The following is a 15,983-nucleotide window of genomic DNA, read 5'->3' as shown; positions in this document are numbered from 1 at the left end:
GTAGCAACCAACAAATTATGATACACATATTTATCCTTTTATTTGTTTTGAAGGATTTGACACCGGGAGTATCAGTCGTTTCATCCCTTAACCCCCGGATTTTCAGTGATTGTTATTTTGTTTAACTTTCTCTGTTTGTCGATGCCAGCCCAAATAACGATTGGAATAAGCAGTAATGAAAGTGTAGCACCGGCAAGTGAAAGGATTGTGTAACTAGAATGTGCAACAATTATTCCGGACAAACCTCCCGCTAATGCTCCGGACAAGGCAACCGAAACATCTACGGATCCTTGCGTCTTAGCCCGAGTAGATGGCGCAGTTGCATCTATCAGGATGGCCGTGCCACTAATTAGACCGAAATTCCAGCCAAGTCCTAGTAAAGCAAGTGCCGTAATGATTACTACCGTCGAATCAGAAGATCCAAAGGCAGCTAAAATGCCTGCAGCAAGAAGCGTAATGGCAGAAGCAATAGCCATTGTCGCACGGCCAATTTTATCAACCAGACTACCCGTTATTAAAGAAGGAAAATACATTGCCCCTATGTGAAATCCAATGACAAGCCCCACGTCTTTCAGTTCATGTCCATGATGCCCCATATGGATAGGTGTCATCGTCATAATAGCAGTCATAACAAATTGAGTTATAACCATTATTGAAGCCCCTGCCAAAATACCTCGCTTGTTTTTCGATAATAACGGATTTTTTTCGTCTACATGTGATTTACTAGTTGATTGCCTGGCATCCGAAATTGCTTTTGCCACAATAAAAGGATCCGGGCGGAGCAAAATTAAGAGAACCAATCCAGCAAGAATATATGCTGCAGCAGCTAATAGAAATGGACCCGCTAAAGCTGGGATTCCTATAGATAGTGCAAACTCACCCATTACGTCTACAAGGTTGGGACCCGCCACAGCCCCGAATGTGGTGGAAACCATGGCCATGCTAATAGCCTTTGCCCTTTGTCTTGCGCTTGCTAAGTCCGTTCCCGCATACCGCGCTTGTAAATTTGTAGCTGATCCAGCCCCATAAATAAGCAGTGAAATAAACAAAAGAAAAATGCTATGTGATAATGCGGAAACGACTACACCAACAGCACCAATACCCCCAGCCAAAAATCCTGCCGCAAGTCCCAAGCGACGTCCAAACGCTTGAGAAAGTCGCCCCACAAGTAATGCGGCCCCTGCTGACCCTAAGGTAAATAACGCTGAAGGAAGTCCTGTTATACTATCTGACCCTAACATGTCCTGAGCAAGAAGTGCCCCAACTGTTATTCCTGCTGCAAGTCCCGCTCCACCAAAAATTTGGGATAAGACGACAACCATTAATGTTCTCTTATATAATTGTTTTTGCTTTTGTGTAGAGTTAATGTATTCTTGTAACCATGGTGATTGAACATCTGATTTTTTTAGGTTATTTTGTAACACATTCTCACCCGCCCTTCTAAAATGCTAACCTGTGTTTATATCACAATTTTCAAACATCTTAACACGAATAAAAACACCATACAATAAAATTATTGTATAGTGTTGAGTACTTTTTATCTCAGCTACACAAAAAAGGCAGCAAAATTTATGCTGACTTCTACACTTATTACCTTAAGATGGCTATGACTTTCAGTGGTTCTCGTAGTCGAATTGAACCCTTTTATCCATCTGAACCCTCCAATTGACACTTAATTTTTCGGATTATTTATTGGCTATTCCCGTATCGATTGGTACAATTCGATTAAATTTCCATCGGGATCGGTAAAATGTACAACTCGTGAGCCCCAATCCGTTTGATTGTGAGGATCGTTTAAAAAAACTACCCCTTTAGCTCTTAAATCAAGAAACATTTGATCTACATTTTCTACTTCAAATTGTATCAAGTGTTTATATGTTGAATCATTTTCTAAATCCTTACAGTCTTGATTGAACACCTTATTCATCCTCGTTCTTGAAAATAAAGCAATCTGCTTTTCTTCAAAATACGCATACTCTTGTTTTTCATCATACCAACCCGAAAAGCCCAGTACTTCCTGGTAAAATGTAAGGCTCCGCTGAAAATCGTTTACTAATAATCTAACTGCATGGAAATCCAACCTAATCCCTCCCGAATTAAAGTTCATCCTATTCAAGTGTATGACACCAAAATACCTACAATTCACCTTTTATTGAAAGAAAAAAGCCACCAATACTGGCAGCCGGATAGTCCACTCAAAGGGTGCTCGTATGCTGAATATGTTCCACATTCATCTAAATGTTGGATTAGTGACTTTAAATATCGCGCGCGGGTTCATTTTTTAAATCTTTTTTTGTACCTTTACTTATATATGGTTTTGCACTCTTTTTTTTGTTTGCACTGGCTTGCCAACGATTCCACCCTTTCTTGTCCGTTCCTCTCCCTGTACCGCCTTTTCCTTTAGCTTTACTCATAAAATCACTCCAATATTATTCTAAGTTAATTTATCTAACGAATTAGTTTTAGTCATTAAATACCTTTATCCTTTAATAAACACACTAATTGAAGAAAACAATGCTCTTTCCAATTATATATTTCCAATCGGACTCCTACAAATCCCTATTGGAATCTCTTTTTGATTCGTCATTAGATGAAAACAATAGTTCAGCAATAATCCAATCGACTGCTTCCTGAAAATCTTCCGCAAAAAATTCAGGAAATACCTCTGCATACTTGCCATAATACTCCTGATTTTTATATTTATTGAATGCTTCCTCGCCTGCACCTGTCTTTACTAGTATCTTAATGCATCCTACTTCTTGAGCCGCGAGCATATCTGTCCATCTGTCTCCAATGACGACACATTCTTTCAAATTCAAATTATTATCCTTTGCGGCTTGGGTCAACATTCCTGTTGATGGTTTTCTACATTGACACCCTTCATTATGTTGGTGCGGACAAAGATACATCTTATCAAACCCAAACCCTATAAGTTCATTCTCAAAATCTTCACTAATTGCTTCTCCCCTAGAAATGCTAGGTTGATTTGTAAAAGAGAAAATAAGAGTATTCAAATTCCTTAATTTGGATAATGATTCCTCAACATTAGGAAACAGTTGAAATTCCCCTGGAAGAACAACTTTATCTGTACCCCCAATAGTACCATCTCTATCAATAAATATAGCTTTTGGCAAACCCATCCCTCCGTTACCAATCTACTCCTTGTTTAACTGCCCTGTTATTATTAAAACTATCAGTACTTTTTCTCTAATAACTGAATCAATCTTTCTTCTACCGACTCCCATTCACTGTCAATAATGCTGTAAAATACATTATCGTGAATGGTACCGTCTGCCTTTATCCTATGTTTACGGAAAGTTCCCTCTTTTAATGCGCCTATTCGTTCAACAGCTTTTTGGGAACGAAAATTTTGTCCACTAACAGAAAATTGAACACGCAGTACTTTTAATTCTTCAAAACAATACTTAAGTAGTAAATATTTACATTCTGTGTTCACCTTTGTTTTCCAAACCTTTGGTGAAAGCCACGTCCACCCTATCTCCACATTACGATTCACTTGATCAATATCGCCAATTCGAGTCGTCCCTATTACTTGATCTGTCTGTTTATCTTTAATAATAAATGGTATTTGTTTCCCTTCCTTTTTATTGTTTACAGCTATCATTAATATGTGTTCTAAATCCTCCATCGTATGAACTTTCCGCCAAGTATATTGCCATACGTCAGGACTTTTTATCGCTTCAAAAAGTAGCTCCTTATACTTCATCTCAAGTGGAATAAGTGTAATTGAAGTTCCTTCTAAAGAAATATCCGTTTCAATTTTCATAGAGGTACAATCTCCCTTTTTAATAAAATAGCTAAATAGTCTTTGTCCCTATAAATTCCATAATAAAAAGGATATTTCCTCCTTGCATGGTTACTTCAATTTAACAAAAAAGCGTTTATCCTTATTGGATAAACGCCACTCATATTTCAAATTTAGCAGTCAATACAAAATCTAGACACGCAGCGAGCCACGGAAACCCCTGGCGGCATAGTAGGAATCTGCCCCGTTATGGTACACAAAGACCGTGTCGTAGCGACGATCACAAAAGATAGCTCCTCCGAGTTTTCGAATATTGAGAGGTGTTTGCACCCAGCTTGATGTTTTCGTATCAAAATTTCCAAGTGTCTGCAATTCCCGATACTGTTCTTCCGTTAAAAGCTCAATGCCCATGTCTGCAGCCATATCAATCGCATTATTTTCTGGTTTATGTTTTTTCCTTGACTCAAGTGCTTCAAGGTCGTAGCAAATACTTCTGCGGCCATTAGGACTTTCCGGTGAACAGTCATAAAAAATGTATTCGTCCGTCCTTTTATCATGCCCAACAACATCCGGTTCACCGCCAGTGCTTTCCATTTCATTAAGCGACCACATTTTTTCAGGATTAGCTTCCAACTTTGCTTCAACGTTGGCCCATTCGAGACCACTATGACGGTTCATATTTTTCTCAAAACGTGCTTGCAATACTTTAAGTAAGTCTTCACGTTGTTCTAATGATAATTCCTTCATTCTCTTTGTCACATTCGTTACCTCCACGTATAACCTGTAATCAATCAAGTCAAAGGCTATTTCCTTCTTAAATCTGAACGTATTCAGCAATTACAAAATTTCGATATATCCTTCTGTTCCATGTACGCGAATTAGTTGTCCGTCTTTTATCAATTTAGTGGCATTTTCCACCCCGACAACCGCTGGTAAACCATATTCACGTGCAATAACTGCTCCATGGGTCATCAGTCCGCCTACTTCGGTGATTAGACCTTTTATGGACACAAACAATGGTGTCCAGCTAGGGTCAGTAAAGGAGGTGACTAAGATATCTCCATCTTCAAAATCAGCATCTTCCATATTTAAAATAACACGGGCGCGCCCCTCTATCACTCCGGAAGAAACAGGCAAACCTACAATTGCCTCGGCTGGGAGGTTTTCTCGTTTGTACTCACCTGCAATGATTTCACCATCCGAGGTAATTACACGTGGGGGAGTCAATTTTTCATATAATTTGTACTCGTGTACCCGTTCGCTGATGGTCTTATAATCCAATTTATTTGTGCGTACGACTTCGCCCAGCTCCTCAAAAGTGAGATAGTATATATCTTCTTTTTCATGAAAAACGCCCGCTTGCACGAGTTGTTCGGCTTCTTTCAGTATAGCCTGCTTATAAATGAAGTAGCGATGGATCATGCCGTATTTTGGATACTCCCGATACCCACTGAAATTCCTGATTAGATCAATCATTCGTTTGGTTTCCTTCGCTTTTTGTTCACCATCTGGTAATTGCTTCAACCGATCTACTAGCTCTTGTTCTTTTTGCAAAGCAACACGCAACCCATGCTCAAATTTTCGTTTGCTTTCATTCGGCTCAAAAATATTGATGTTACCCAGGATCAAAGGGACAAGTGTAGTTGGTTTTTCGCTCCATCGAGTTCTAGTAATATCAATTTCTCCGGCACATCGCATTCCGTATTTATTGAGATAAGCTATTATTGCATCTCTAACTTCCTTCCCACCATCAAACTTAACGAGTTCATCCAAAAATTTATCATCTTTTACCTGTTGTAAATAATCAATTATTTCTGGATAAGGACGAATCACATCTGCAACATCCAATAGTGCCAAACCCATTTCAGAAGTAATATTGTTCGGTACAGATTGAGAAAGTGTATCCGCTGCGTTTTTTTCACCTAACCACTCATACATTTTTTCATTGATCCATGTTGATGCATCTTGTGTCGCCCTAATCATCGCTGAACTTTGTGGGTTAAATAAAATCTTCCTTAGTTCCTGGATATCTTCTAGAATAAAATTAATCAAATCTGATCCTGATTTCATTTGGATGGTTTGTTTCAACACTTCTATCGATGTTTCGCTACTCTTGATCAAATCAGAAACAATTGTCGGATTGTTTTCGATTTGTACTTGAAAATCCACTGTCGACATACCTTTATTACTTACACCGGGAGTTTGTTCTTTCTTATCATTTGGTAACGGTTTTATGAAATCCTTTCGCTCTATTATGGTCAGTAATGCATCTTTTAAGAGTTGATCGTGTTTTTCCATGTTATTTAAAAAAACTTCTCTAATGGCAGGTGAAGCCAGATTTTGTGTAACATCAACAAACAACCTTCCACCAGCTTTGCGCATGGGAGCAGGAGTCGTTAACAGCCAAAAAGATAATCCCAATGGTTTCATAGGGTCAGTCATCATTTGTTGATGACCGACAGATATATAGACGCGGTTTTCTTGGTCATCGGCTTCCGGGATGGGGAAAAGGGTCGTGATTGGGCGACTCTGGACAATATAAACTGTATCATCAACTAAACACCATTCGATATCTTGTGGGCAACCAAAATAAGCTTCGATCTGTCTTCCGATGTGTGCTAGTTGTAAAATCTGTTGATCAGTAAGTGTTTGCGCCTTTTGCTGATCAGAAGCGATCTCGCGTGTCTCAGTCCCGCCTTCTTTTCGTCCATAGATAGCCAATTTTTTAGTTGCTATCATCTTATCGACAATTTTCTTCTCTTTAACCTTATAGCAATCAGCAGATACCAAGCCAGAGACCAATGCTTCTCCAAGTCCGAAACCGGCATCGATTGATAGCAATTTTCGATTAGAAGTAATCGGGTCAGCGGTAAATAATATCCCCGATGCCTGTGGAAAAACCATCCTTTGAATGATAACCGATAAATACACTTGTCTGTGATCAAATCCATTTTGCATACGGTAGATAACCGCGCGATCCGTAAATAAGGAAGCCCAGCATTTTTTGATATGCTGCAAAATGGCTTCTTTTCCGATGATATTTAAATAGGTGTCTTGTTGTCCGGCAAAAGAGGCATGTGGCAAATCTTCAGCAGTCGCACTCGAGCGCACTGCATAAGCATGTTCCTCGCCAAACTGGACGAGATAGTGAGTAACTTCTTTCACAACATCGGTAGGAATTTCAGCTTCCATAATGAGTTCTCGAATCTCCCTGCTGATTTCAGCAATTTGATCTCGATCTTCTACTTTTAGCATCGATAATCGTTCCAACAAAGAATGGTATGTTTCGTTTTGTTCGATAGCATTTTGATATCCCACTGTTGTAACACAAAATCCTTCGGGTACATTTATTCCTTGAATTTTTGATAATTCCCCTAAATTCAACCCTTTTCCACCGACGAGCAAAAGCTGTGTTTTTTCTATATCCTGAAAATCAAGAACTAAGGAACCCATTCTGCATCTCTCCTGACCATTAGTGTTCTATTGATTGTAGCAGTAGAACATGAGAAGATACAGTCTATATTCTCCATTTTTTATATGCTATAATTAAGATAGGAGGAGTACAAAAACAAATGCCCCAGTTCATCTCCTCGAAAGCATTTTGGGCTTATTTGCGATTTTTTACTCTCTTTCCCATTAGTTCTGCCATTTGCTTCGAATTTGGATTTCCTTCATTTTGTAATTTATCAACGATATTACGATAATCCGTTTCATTTCGGTTCTGACTCAATTTATATGCAGCCTGAATTTCTTTCACTTTTATCTTAAAACCAACAATACCTTTCAGTTGATTTTCTAAAACTTCAGGAGTAAGTTTATCCCATAAAACAGGATTTTCACGATGCTTTTCGTATTTTTCCAGTAGTATTGCAAGGTCCCGCTTTAGCTCTTCTTCGTCCATAATTGTGGGTGAGCCGTATATATGTACAGATTGATAGTTCCATGTCGGGACATTTTCCTCTTCATACCAGGAGGAAGAGATATAAGCTTGTGGTCCTTGAAATATAACCAAAACATCTTCACAGGTTTCAAATGTTCTCCATTGCGGGTTCCCATAGGCTAAGTGCCCAGTTATATAGTAAGTATCTCCCTCTTTCATTAACTGCAATGGCAAATGCGTCGCAATCGGTTTCCCTTGTTTTGTTGTGACAATCGTGCCAAAAGAGTTCTTTTGAACAAAGTCCCAAATTTCATCAACATCTGTGACCATAAAATATTTTGGAATGTACATCATAATCCCCCTTATACAAGAGTTTTAGTCATTATAAAGTCTGTTTGTTCTTCATCACCCATATAAAAAGAGTGGGCTCCCGTTTGAACAAATCCCATTTTCTTATAAAAGGCAATTGCATTTTCATTTTTTTCCCATACGCCTAGCCAAACTTTCTTTTTATTACTTTCCAGCGCCATTTCCAACGCTTTATTTAACAGAACTTTACCTAACCCATGCTTTTGAAAATTCCTCTTTATATAAATCCTTTCAATTTCAAGTGCATCTTCACCCATTTCTTCCGATTGTGCATCGTTCGTATTGACCTTTAAATATCCAGCAAGTTCAGTGTTAAAATAAACAAAAAAGAATTGTGAAGAAAGATTGGATAATTCTTTTTCTAATTGTGTTAAGTTATATGCCCTTTTCAAATAAGCATTCATATTTTCGGGTGAATTTTCATGCTTAAATGTATCATTAAATGTTTCATAACTAATTTCTTGAAGTGTGCGTGAATCTTCAAGGGTGCACGTTTGTATCTTTATACTCATTTAATCGATCGCTCCTTTATATGTTCAATACTTTCTCTTGTTTCCCTTTTTTACAAATTCCCAGTCTTTTTCAATATTCCTTCTTACTCTTTGAAGAAGATTGAAAATGGTATCTTCTTCTCTGTCGGAAAATCCCTCTAAAGCGATGGTTTTGGAATAATCATTTTCACTTTTAATAAAAGGATAGATTTTTTCCCCTTTTTCTGTCGGGAATAGTTTTTTTATTTTTTTGTTATGGTCATCTTCTTGTTTTTCAATAAAGCCATTCATTTCAAGTTTCTTTATAGCACGTGCCGCTGTTGTTCGGTCAACTTTGATCATCTCAGCTAACTTTTCCTGAATGATTCCCGGGTTTTCATAAATTCGTACAAGGTACAAATACTGACCCTTAGTTAGGTTATATTCCTTAAATTCAATATTACTTATCGAATCGAGTGCCCTGGCTATCATTCCAATTTCTCGAAGAACATCCTTCATAATTAACTCCTTTATATTTTTTGTTGCAAATGCAATAAAAATGGTTAAAATAAATTTAACTCAAAATTGTTGCATTTGCAATAAAAACATTGCGTTACTTAAAACTAAGCAAACAAAAATGCCATTAGCATAGTCACTAATGGCATCTTTAATTTATTTTCTTTTACAATTATTCACCAACAACTGTAAAACGTTCATTTAGATGTTGGGGATGTTCAATCTCATCCAATACTGCAATAGCATAGTCTGCATAACTAATATAGCTTTCACCTTTTGAATTAACCATAAGAGTGTCTTTTCCAGATTGATATGAACCAGTTCGTTTTCCTTCAGCATCAAACACTGCAGAAGGACTAATAAATGTCCATGTAATAGTAGACGTTTCCCTTAATTCTTGTAAGTTGCGCCCTTGCCCTTTCGCAGTCGGGATAAATAGATCCGGAAAATCAGAAGTTTCCATTACCGTAATTGTTTTGTTTTCGTCAGCATAAAGGCTCCCAGCTCCACCTACAATAATGGCTCTTGTATCTGTTCCTTTTAGTGCCTCAATTAATGCATGTCCCGCATCAACATGGGCTTGCTCTTCACCAAGAGGAGCACCGAAAGCATTAACAACTACTTCGAATTTCTTCACGTCATCCGATGTGAGATCAAATATATTTTTCTCGATAACAGCAATGTTTTGATCTTCAAGTTTTGATCTATCTCTTACAATGGCTGTCACTTCATGACCACGACTAACTGCTTCGTTTAAAATAAGATTTCCCGCTTTACCACTTGCTCCAATAATTGCGATTTTCATTTTATATTCCTCCCAAAAATTAAGTTGTAACTACTTTGATTACATGTAATAATAATAGTTACATCTGAAGTGTTTGTCAACACTTGTAATAAAATTAATTACAGGTATATTATTATGATACGTCTATTTATGAAAGGTGAGAATAATGTCAATTAGTAGTCGATTTTCTGTAGGCATTCATATATTAGCTCTCATTGAGATAAATAAAAATGGTGTAAGTACTTCAGAATTTTTAGCAGGAAGCGTAAATACAAATCCTGCAGTCATCAGAAAAATTATGGGCATGCTTAAAAAGGCAGGATTGGTAAACATTCGACCTGGTGTCGCAGGAGCGGAACTAGCAAAGGAATTATCTGATATCACACTGTTTGATGTGTATAAGGCAGTGAATGTTGTCCAAGAAAAAGAATTATTTACTGTCCATGATCATCCAAATCCTGAATGTCCTGTAGGAAGGAACATCCAACAAACAATCGAACCGTTATTTGCAGCAGCCCAATTGGCAATGGAAAAAGTTTTAAGAAGTCTAACTTTAGAAGATGTTGTGAAGGATATTGCTACTAAGGAAAATTATTGTTAAGAAATGAAAATTTGGTTAAAATGGAGAGCGTTCGTGCATTTTGTGTTTGCTTTGTCTTGTTTTCCTTCCCGTATCTGGCGGATTCGTGCACTTGGCGGACGGTTTCTTAGCTTTTCCTTCCCGTATCTGGCCGATTCGTGCACTTGGTGGGCAGTTTCTCCGCTTTTCCTTCCCGTATCTGGCCGATTCGTGCACTTGGTGGGCAGTTTCTCCGCTTTTCCTTCCCGCATCTGGTCGATTCGTGCACTTGGCGGGCAGTTTCTTAGCTTTTCCTTCCCGCATCTGGCCGATTCGTGCACTTGGTGGGCAGTTTCTCCGCTTTTCCTTCCCGCATCTGGCCGATTCGTGCACTTGGTGGGCAGTTTCTCCGCTTTTCCTTCCCGTATCTGGCCGATTCGTGCACTTGGTGGGCAGTTTCTCCGTTTTTCCTTCCCGCATCTGGCCGATTCGTGCACTTGGTGGGCAGTTTCTCCGCTTTTCCTTCCCGTATCTGGCCGATTCGTGCACTTGGTGGGCAGTTTCTCCGCTTTTCCTTCCCGCATCTGGCCGATTCGTGCACTTGATGGGCCCTCAAGGTGAAACAATGTTGACTTATCGTAGAGAAAGCACTGAAGTTTATTAGTCGGTATGCACTAGACATTGCTGCAGTGCTATGTAGGAATGATGAACATATAAAAAATTTATAATATTACTCCCGCAAAATGGCCATTTAATACTTGTTTCTCATTTTGATTTGTGCAAAGAAAGGATGCCTCAATAGCTATTCGATGATTATCTTGCATTTCATACCTTTCGATTGTTACTTCACATGTTATTGTATCTCCAGTAAAAACTGGTCTCAAAAACTCAAAATTCATCGTGCGGGCAAGTACATTATTATCTCCGCCAATTTTTGTTGGTAATGTAGCTGTTAACAGCCCTTGAATAACCAGTCTCCCCTGTTCATCAGGAGTAGTATGGTGACTGCCTTCATCCCCTGAAATCTTAGTAAACAATTCAACATCTTCTACAGTGAATGTCCGCTCAAATGTGATAATATCGCCTACTTTTAAAGTCAACGCTAGTTCCCCCTATACTTACTTTTCGTTCCTCATATAAGACCCAATGAGCGATCTAATAATAAATAATTCAATAAAAAGAGCGTTAATCCTTCATCTTGGAATAACGCTCCTAGTAAATCATCACTTATTCCGTTATGAAATACGCGTTCCATTTCTAACGGGTTCATCAGGCTTTAACAGAACGACATCCCCTTCTTCAGGAATCCCGCCTACTACCAATACCTCGGATTTAAAGCCCGCAACACGCATTGGCGGAAAATTTACTACACCTACGACTTGGCGTCCGCAAAGCTGCTCAGGACTATATCTACGTGTAATTTGAGCAGAAGAATATTTTATTCCAATCTCTTCCCCGAAGTCGATTTCCAGCTTTATCGCCGGTTTTCTTGCTTCAGGAAAAGGTGCTGCACTTATGACCGTACCAACACGCATATCTAATTTCGAAAAGTCTTCGATTGTTGCCATTGTTCTTACCACCCTTTAAATTTTTTCATGTGTTCATAGGATTGACGCAATGAATCCTAAAAAAAGATATTAAGCTTATCATAGAAAATTTCTTAAAAATTTTCTTTACCAAGTTTAATATCTTATTTATCCATTATTAAGATTTCTATATTTTTGTGGTGATATTCCTTCATAACTAACAAACCATCTAGTAAATGAGGACGAATTCCCAAAACCTAATTCCTGACTAATTTCCGACATTGAGAATCCTGTTGAAAGTAAAAGAAGTTTAGCCTCTTTTAAACGAAGTTCAGATATATAAGCTTTTGGACTTTTCCCGGTTTTATTCTTAAACCATGCTGAGTAGTAAACTGGATGGTAGTGCTCTATTTTTGCCAGTGTTTCTAATCTAATTGACTCCTTAAAATGTTTATGAATATAGTCAATAGAAGGAGGATTAGAGATTTGAAGTTTGTTGGTTACATATCTAGTCAAATCCACTATGGAGGATAGATTCTCCCGGTTCTTCGTCTCTTCCAATAATAAATAACGGATTGCAGCCCATTGTTTATCCAACTGCATATACGTGCTGCTTGTATCCTTCGGTAAATAGTGTGTCGGAATATCTAGGATTAAAAATTCATTTCTATCAACGGATCGATAGTTATGAACTAACCTTGGAGGAAGATAAAAACAAGAATCCGAGTTAAGCTTTATCTCCTGCCACTTCGTTTGGATATCTAAGGAGCCTTGCAATGGAAAAAGGAATTGCCCAAACTCATGTTGATGAGAATGAAACTCTCTGGAATACGACCTTTTCTCACAAACTACTTGGTTTATACTTTCCATTTTACTCCTCCTTACCCTCGCTTTAAGACCTATTATATCCTAAATAATGAAGAGTAAAATAGATGGAGAATGAGTTGATGAAAACTTGTTTAACATTTTCTACGATAAAAAGCTTCATTCCACCATTTATGATAGGGTCACCGTGACTAGAGCTTCTTGTCAAATTGCAGGCTTACATTATCACTAGTAAATCCACAATATTAGTGCTCAGGTTCATACAAAAGGGACGTATCCTTCCTTTCTAATAATTCATCAACCTTCCTTTCTAAATAAGCAATTATATTATCAGATAGGGCATTTCCAAAACTAAATCGTCTTACTCCTAATTCTTCAAGCTTATTACAATTTGTTAGGCCGGGTAATGACAATATATTTAGCGGAGCATTTACACTCATGGAAATTTCTTTAATTTCATTAGACTCTTTTATTCCAGGAACAAATATCCCGCTAGCGCCACTCTCAATATACGCCTTTGCTCGTTCTATTGTTTCCGTAAAAGGGTTTTGCATTTGAAAATAAGTATCAGTTCTGGCATTAACATAAAAATCTTTATATCCATTATGGTCTAATGCAATTCTTATTTTTTCCAGTAGATTACAGTGTTCTGAAATCTCTCTTAAACCATTTGACTTTTTCAATGAATCTTCAATATTGATACCCGCTGCCCCGACATCCGCTGTCCTTAAAACATTCTCAATAATCTTATTCGTATCTTCGCTATATCCTGCCTCTATATCAGCAGAAACAGGGATCTTCACATTTTCTACTATCGTTTTGATAACACCTAAATGTTTATCAAAATCAATCAATTCTCCATCTGATAATCCATGTGCATTGGCGATTCCCCAACTGGTCGTCCCAATTGCTTTGAACCCCGCTTTTTCAAGCGTTAAAGCTGAAAGTAAGTCCCACGCGTTTCCTAGAAATAATAATCCCTTCGAAGTATGTAATTCATTGAATTCCTTAATCTTGTTCATTTTCATTTCCTCCTATGTTTGTTGAATTCATTTTAACAAGTAACCGATCTCCAATTCGTCCTCATTCTTGCTCTTATAGTCGAAAAGAATATATTTTATAAACAACAAAAAAGAGAGATCCCTAAAAACTTCGGGATACTCTCTATCTGTTTTTCCTTATATTTATGAATGCATTTCTATAGTTTTAGTTGCTGCCCCTCATATGCCTTAATTTCTAACGGTGCAGTCAAGAAATCTTTTGCCTTTGCTACGAACTTAGTGAAGTGATCGCTTGAATTGTGACTAGCAACCGCCTGCATATCCTGCCAAATTTCTATCATCAAAAATACATGTTCATTTTCTACATCTTTTTGAAGGCTGTAAGAAATATTTCCGTTCTCTTCTCTTGAAGCGGCAATAAGCGGCTGGATTTCCTCTAGAAATAAGTTTTCCTTGTCTGGGTTTATTTGGAATGTAGCATGTACAATAATCATTGAACCTCAGGTCCTCTCTTGTTTATATTTTATTACTTCCACTGTGCGATTTGGTCAATTGGGAGGCGTACAGATGTATGTCCGTTGTCTGCCGCTTTACCAATTGAGATCAACATAACTGGAATATAACGTTCTTTATCCAGTCCAAAAGCTTCGGCTATTTGATCTTTTTCATATCCACCCATTGGATTTGTATCATATCCATAAGCACGGGCAGCAAGCATTAATTCCATAGAGACAAGACCGCCATCAACCAAAACAACATCTTTCATTTGTTCGCGTGAAATAGTTTCATAATAGCCTGAAAAAGATGCATGAATTTGTTCTTTTACTTCTAATGGCATATATCCTCTATCTACAGCTGCACCGTAGATTTCTTCGAATTTCTCAAAATTATTCAAATCACCAAAAACAGCAATAACGGCTGATGATGTTTCAACCTGGGTCTGATTGAAACGGGCCAGTGGAGCAAGTTTCACTTTTGCCTCAGGGCTTTCAATCACAAGAAAACGCCATGGCTGCATATTAATGGAAGAAGGAGCACGTGTTGCTAATGTAAGGATTTCTTCCATCTCTTCACGGCTAATTTTTACTGTTTTATCGTATTTTTTTATTGAACGGCGTTCTGTCACAATTTTATAAAAGTCATTTGTTACTGGTGCAATAGTCTTGGTAGCCATTCTTATATTCTCCCCTTATTATCTTAAATTCTTATTTAAATGTTTGGAAAACCAACAATTATACACTTTATACTAAATTCATTTAAAGTGTCTAAAATGTTTACTTTGTATACCATACTCCTCTTTCCTTTCGTTGTAAACTGAAAAGAATTGGGAATACCATTAAATTAATTAACCTTGCTCGATATGGTATAATTTCAGGATAAAAGGAGTGGTATTTTTGAGAAAAATTGCACCTGATGAAAGACAAAGGTTGAGAAAAGCCTATGTAAAAAAGTTAATCCATGTCATTCGTACGCAAGGATTCCTTACACTTACCATTCAAGATATCGCCGATTTAATGAATTTGAGCCGAGCTTCCTTGTATAACTATTTTTCTTCAAAAGAAGACATCATTATGGAGCTAACTAACCTCTGTATTAATTATATAAATGAATTTGGTCAAACCATTTCCAACGAAGAATTGTCATATTCGCTTCGTTTGCGAAAAGTGTTTGAACAAGCTGTTTTTTCAGCTGCATATACGTCAGATATTTATCTGAAAGATTTAAAAAGAAGCTGTCCCCATCTTTATGAAAAAAAGATGCAATCAAGAAAAGAACAAACTTCTATTATTCACACCTTTTATCAAAATGGTATGAAAGAAGAAGTTTTTAATGAGTTGAATGCCTCAATCCTAATTATTCAGGATGAAATTGTTCTAGAGAGATTTGTTAATACTCCATTTTTAATGGAAGAGGGATTGCCATTGAAACAATCTCTAATTGATTATTATGTGGCGAAGAAAACCCAAGTCCTTAAGCCTGAATACTTGCAAAGCACAGAAAATGAGGATATCAATGAAATGGTTGATTGTGTACTAAAAAAGCTAGCAGCGATCTAACCGCAAGAGAAAGCGCGGGGACCTTGTTCAGCCCCAACAAGAAATGTTTTTCAGGGTAAATCTGCCTTTTGATTTTCCAAAGAGAAAAGTTTCTTTAAAACTTTCCAAAAAAAATTCTCATTTTGGTAAACGACTCCCTCAATCGCAATTGCGGGAGTACTATAACAATCGGAAAATACGAGCCGTTCTTGAATACAATATTTCCCTTCTCTCCCCCCTCTTTACCTCTT

General features: G+C 37.6%; 20 protein-coding genes. 2 read left to right on the top strand and 18 right to left on the bottom strand.

The genetic code is table 11. The features are described 5' to 3' along the window. Positions 1-80: 80 nt before the first annotated feature. The 11 genes from I5776_RS02970 to I5776_RS02920 form a co-directional block, all read right to left on the bottom strand. A complete protein-coding gene (locus I5776_RS02970; RefSeq protein ID WP_246483890.1) occupies positions 81-1,424 on the bottom strand; it encodes an MFS transporter in 1,344 nt (447 codons plus the stop codon). Positions 1,425-1,696: 272 nt separating this feature from the next. Continuing rightward, on the bottom strand, positions 1,697-2,080 hold the full coding sequence (locus I5776_RS02965; RefSeq protein WP_202778901.1) for a VOC family protein: 384 nt from the start codon (positions 2,078-2,080) through the stop codon (positions 1,697-1,699). A 175-nt stretch (positions 2,081-2,255) separates the two neighbouring features. Beyond that, positions 2,256-2,414 carry a DUF3934 domain-containing protein gene (locus I5776_RS02960; RefSeq protein ID WP_202778900.1) on the bottom strand — a complete coding sequence of 53 codons (159 nt, stop codon included), beginning with the start codon at positions 2,412-2,414 and terminating at the stop codon, positions 2,256-2,258. A gap of 135 nt (positions 2,415-2,549) precedes the next feature. Continuing rightward, the gene (locus tag I5776_RS02955; protein WP_425490325.1) at positions 2,550-3,134 is read right to left on the bottom strand and encodes an HAD-IIIA family hydrolase; all 585 of its coding nucleotides are present in this window, start codon (positions 3,132-3,134) and stop codon (positions 2,550-2,552) included. A 59-nt stretch (positions 3,135-3,193) separates the two neighbouring features. Continuing rightward, positions 3,194-3,787 (bottom strand): GNAT family N-acetyltransferase, encoded by a 594-nt coding sequence (locus I5776_RS02950; protein ID WP_202778898.1) that lies wholly within the window; start codon positions 3,785-3,787, stop codon positions 3,194-3,196. Positions 3,788-3,958: 171 nt separating this feature from the next. Continuing rightward, on the bottom strand, positions 3,959-4,513 hold the full coding sequence (locus I5776_RS02945) for a DUF4256 domain-containing protein (protein WP_202780644.1): 555 nt from the start codon (positions 4,511-4,513) through the stop codon (positions 3,959-3,961). A 90-nt stretch (positions 4,514-4,603) separates the two neighbouring features. Next, on the bottom strand, positions 4,604-7,219 hold the full coding sequence (gene ppsA, locus I5776_RS02940) for a phosphoenolpyruvate synthase (RefSeq protein ID WP_202778897.1): 2,616 nt from the start codon (positions 7,217-7,219) through the stop codon (positions 4,604-4,606). Positions 7,220-7,373: 154 nt separating this feature from the next. Continuing rightward, on the bottom strand, positions 7,374-7,997 hold the full coding sequence (locus I5776_RS02935) for an FMN-binding negative transcriptional regulator (protein WP_202778896.1): 624 nt from the start codon (positions 7,995-7,997) through the stop codon (positions 7,374-7,376). Positions 7,998-8,008: 11 nt separating this feature from the next. Beyond that, entirely contained in the window at positions 8,009-8,527 is a 519-nt protein-coding gene (paiA, locus tag I5776_RS02930) for a spermidine/spermine N(1)-acetyltransferase (protein ID WP_202778895.1), read from the bottom strand. 24 nt (positions 8,528-8,551) lie between these two features. Further along, complete coding sequence (locus I5776_RS02925) at positions 8,552-9,004, bottom strand: MarR family winged helix-turn-helix transcriptional regulator (protein ID WP_202778894.1); 453 nt, start codon at positions 9,002-9,004, stop codon at positions 8,552-8,554. Between the two features lie 169 nt (positions 9,005-9,173). Next, positions 9,174-9,806: an NAD(P)-dependent oxidoreductase gene (locus I5776_RS02920; protein WP_202778893.1), complete on the bottom strand. Its 633-nt coding sequence runs from the start codon at positions 9,804-9,806 to the stop codon at positions 9,174-9,176. A gap of 145 nt (positions 9,807-9,951) precedes the next feature. Between I5776_RS02920 and I5776_RS02915 the strand changes: the two genes are divergently transcribed. Continuing rightward, positions 9,952-10,386 (top strand): Rrf2 family transcriptional regulator, encoded by a 435-nt coding sequence (locus I5776_RS02915; protein ID WP_202778892.1) that lies wholly within the window; start codon positions 9,952-9,954, stop codon positions 10,384-10,386. Here I5776_RS02915 and I5776_RS02910 read toward each other — a convergent pair. The 7 genes from I5776_RS02910 to I5776_RS02880 form a co-directional block, all read right to left on the bottom strand. Next, a complete protein-coding gene (locus I5776_RS02910) occupies positions 10,383-10,970 on the bottom strand; it encodes a hypothetical protein (protein ID WP_202778891.1) in 588 nt (195 codons plus the stop codon). The genes I5776_RS02915 and I5776_RS02910 overlap by 4 nt on opposite strands. A 96-nt stretch (positions 10,971-11,066) precedes the next feature. Continuing rightward, positions 11,067-11,444 carry a hotdog domain-containing protein gene (locus tag I5776_RS02905; protein ID WP_202778890.1) on the bottom strand — a complete coding sequence of 126 codons (378 nt, stop codon included), beginning with the start codon at positions 11,442-11,444 and terminating at the stop codon, positions 11,067-11,069. Positions 11,445-11,579: 135 nt separating this feature from the next. Beyond that, positions 11,580-11,912, bottom strand: a complete 333-nt coding sequence (csaA, locus tag I5776_RS02900; RefSeq protein ID WP_202778889.1) for a chaperone CsaA — start codon at positions 11,910-11,912, stop codon at positions 11,580-11,582. A gap of 126 nt (positions 11,913-12,038) precedes the next feature. Next, positions 12,039-12,740: an AraC family transcriptional regulator gene (locus I5776_RS02895; RefSeq protein WP_202778888.1), complete on the bottom strand. Its 702-nt coding sequence runs from the start codon at positions 12,738-12,740 to the stop codon at positions 12,039-12,041. 200 nt (positions 12,741-12,940) lie between these two features. Then, positions 12,941-13,717, bottom strand: coding sequence for an isocitrate lyase/PEP mutase family protein (locus I5776_RS02890; protein WP_202778887.1), 777 nt, complete (start codon positions 13,715-13,717; stop codon positions 12,941-12,943). Between the two features lie 176 nt (positions 13,718-13,893). Beyond that, the gene (locus I5776_RS02885) at positions 13,894-14,190 is read right to left on the bottom strand and encodes a putative quinol monooxygenase (RefSeq protein ID WP_202778886.1); all 297 of its coding nucleotides are present in this window, start codon (positions 14,188-14,190) and stop codon (positions 13,894-13,896) included. Between the two features lie 32 nt (positions 14,191-14,222). After that, positions 14,223-14,870, bottom strand: coding sequence for a nitroreductase family protein (locus tag I5776_RS02880; RefSeq protein ID WP_202778885.1), 648 nt, complete (start codon positions 14,868-14,870; stop codon positions 14,223-14,225). A gap of 220 nt (positions 14,871-15,090) precedes the next feature. Here I5776_RS02880 and I5776_RS02875 point away from each other — a divergent pair, with 220 nt between their 5' ends. Beyond that, the gene (locus I5776_RS02875) at positions 15,091-15,753 is read left to right on the top strand and encodes a TetR/AcrR family transcriptional regulator (protein ID WP_202778884.1); all 663 of its coding nucleotides are present in this window, start codon (positions 15,091-15,093) and stop codon (positions 15,751-15,753) included. The last annotated feature ends 230 nt before the right edge of the window (positions 15,754-15,983 follow it).

This window comes from Heyndrickxia vini, from assembly GCF_016772275.1.
GTDB lineage: Bacteria > Bacillota > Bacilli > Bacillales > Bacillaceae_C > Heyndrickxia > Heyndrickxia vini.
Note: the sequence above shows the minus strand (reverse complement) of the source record. Positions and strands in the feature narration are given on the sequence as shown.

Bases quoted from the DNA above. Each gene is read 5' to 3' on its own strand.
- I5776_RS02960 (WP_202778900.1), bottom strand. From the start codon at position 2,414: ATGAGTAAAGCTAAAGGAAAAGGCGGTACAGGGAGAGGAACGGACAAG.
- I5776_RS02950 (WP_202778898.1), bottom strand. From the start codon at position 3,787: ATGAAAATTGAAACGGATATTTCTTTAGAAGGAACTTCAATTACACTT.
- I5776_RS02945 (WP_202780644.1), bottom strand. From the start codon at position 4,513: ATGAAGGAATTATCATTAGAACAACGTGAAGACTTACTTAAAGTATTG.
- ppsA (WP_202778897.1), bottom strand. From the start codon at position 7,219: ATGGGTTCCTTAGTTCTTGATTTTCAGGATATAGAAAAAACACAGCTT.
- I5776_RS02935 (WP_202778896.1), bottom strand. From the start codon at position 7,997: ATGTACATTCCAAAATATTTTATGGTCACAGATGTTGATGAAATTTGG.
- paiA (WP_202778895.1), bottom strand. From the start codon at position 8,527: ATGAGTATAAAGATACAAACGTGCACCCTTGAAGATTCACGCACACTT.
- I5776_RS02925 (WP_202778894.1), bottom strand. From the start codon at position 9,004: ATGAAGGATGTTCTTCGAGAAATTGGAATGATAGCCAGGGCACTCGAT.
- I5776_RS02920 (WP_202778893.1), bottom strand. From the start codon at position 9,806: ATGAAAATCGCAATTATTGGAGCAAGTGGTAAAGCGGGAAATCTTATT.
- I5776_RS02915 (WP_202778892.1), top strand. From the start codon at position 9,952: ATGTCAATTAGTAGTCGATTTTCTGTAGGCATTCATATATTAGCTCTC.
- csaA (WP_202778889.1), bottom strand. From the start codon at position 11,912: ATGGCAACAATCGAAGACTTTTCGAAATTAGATATGCGTGTTGGTACG.
- I5776_RS02895 (WP_202778888.1), bottom strand. From the start codon at position 12,740: ATGGAAAGTATAAACCAAGTAGTTTGTGAGAAAAGGTCGTATTCCAGA.
- I5776_RS02890 (WP_202778887.1), bottom strand. From the start codon at position 13,717: ATGAACAAGATTAAGGAATTCAATGAATTACATACTTCGAAGGGATTA.
- I5776_RS02885 (WP_202778886.1), bottom strand. From the start codon at position 14,190: ATGATTATTGTACATGCTACATTCCAAATAAACCCAGACAAGGAAAAC.
- I5776_RS02880 (WP_202778885.1), bottom strand. From the start codon at position 14,870: ATGGCTACCAAGACTATTGCACCAGTAACAAATGACTTTTATAAAATT.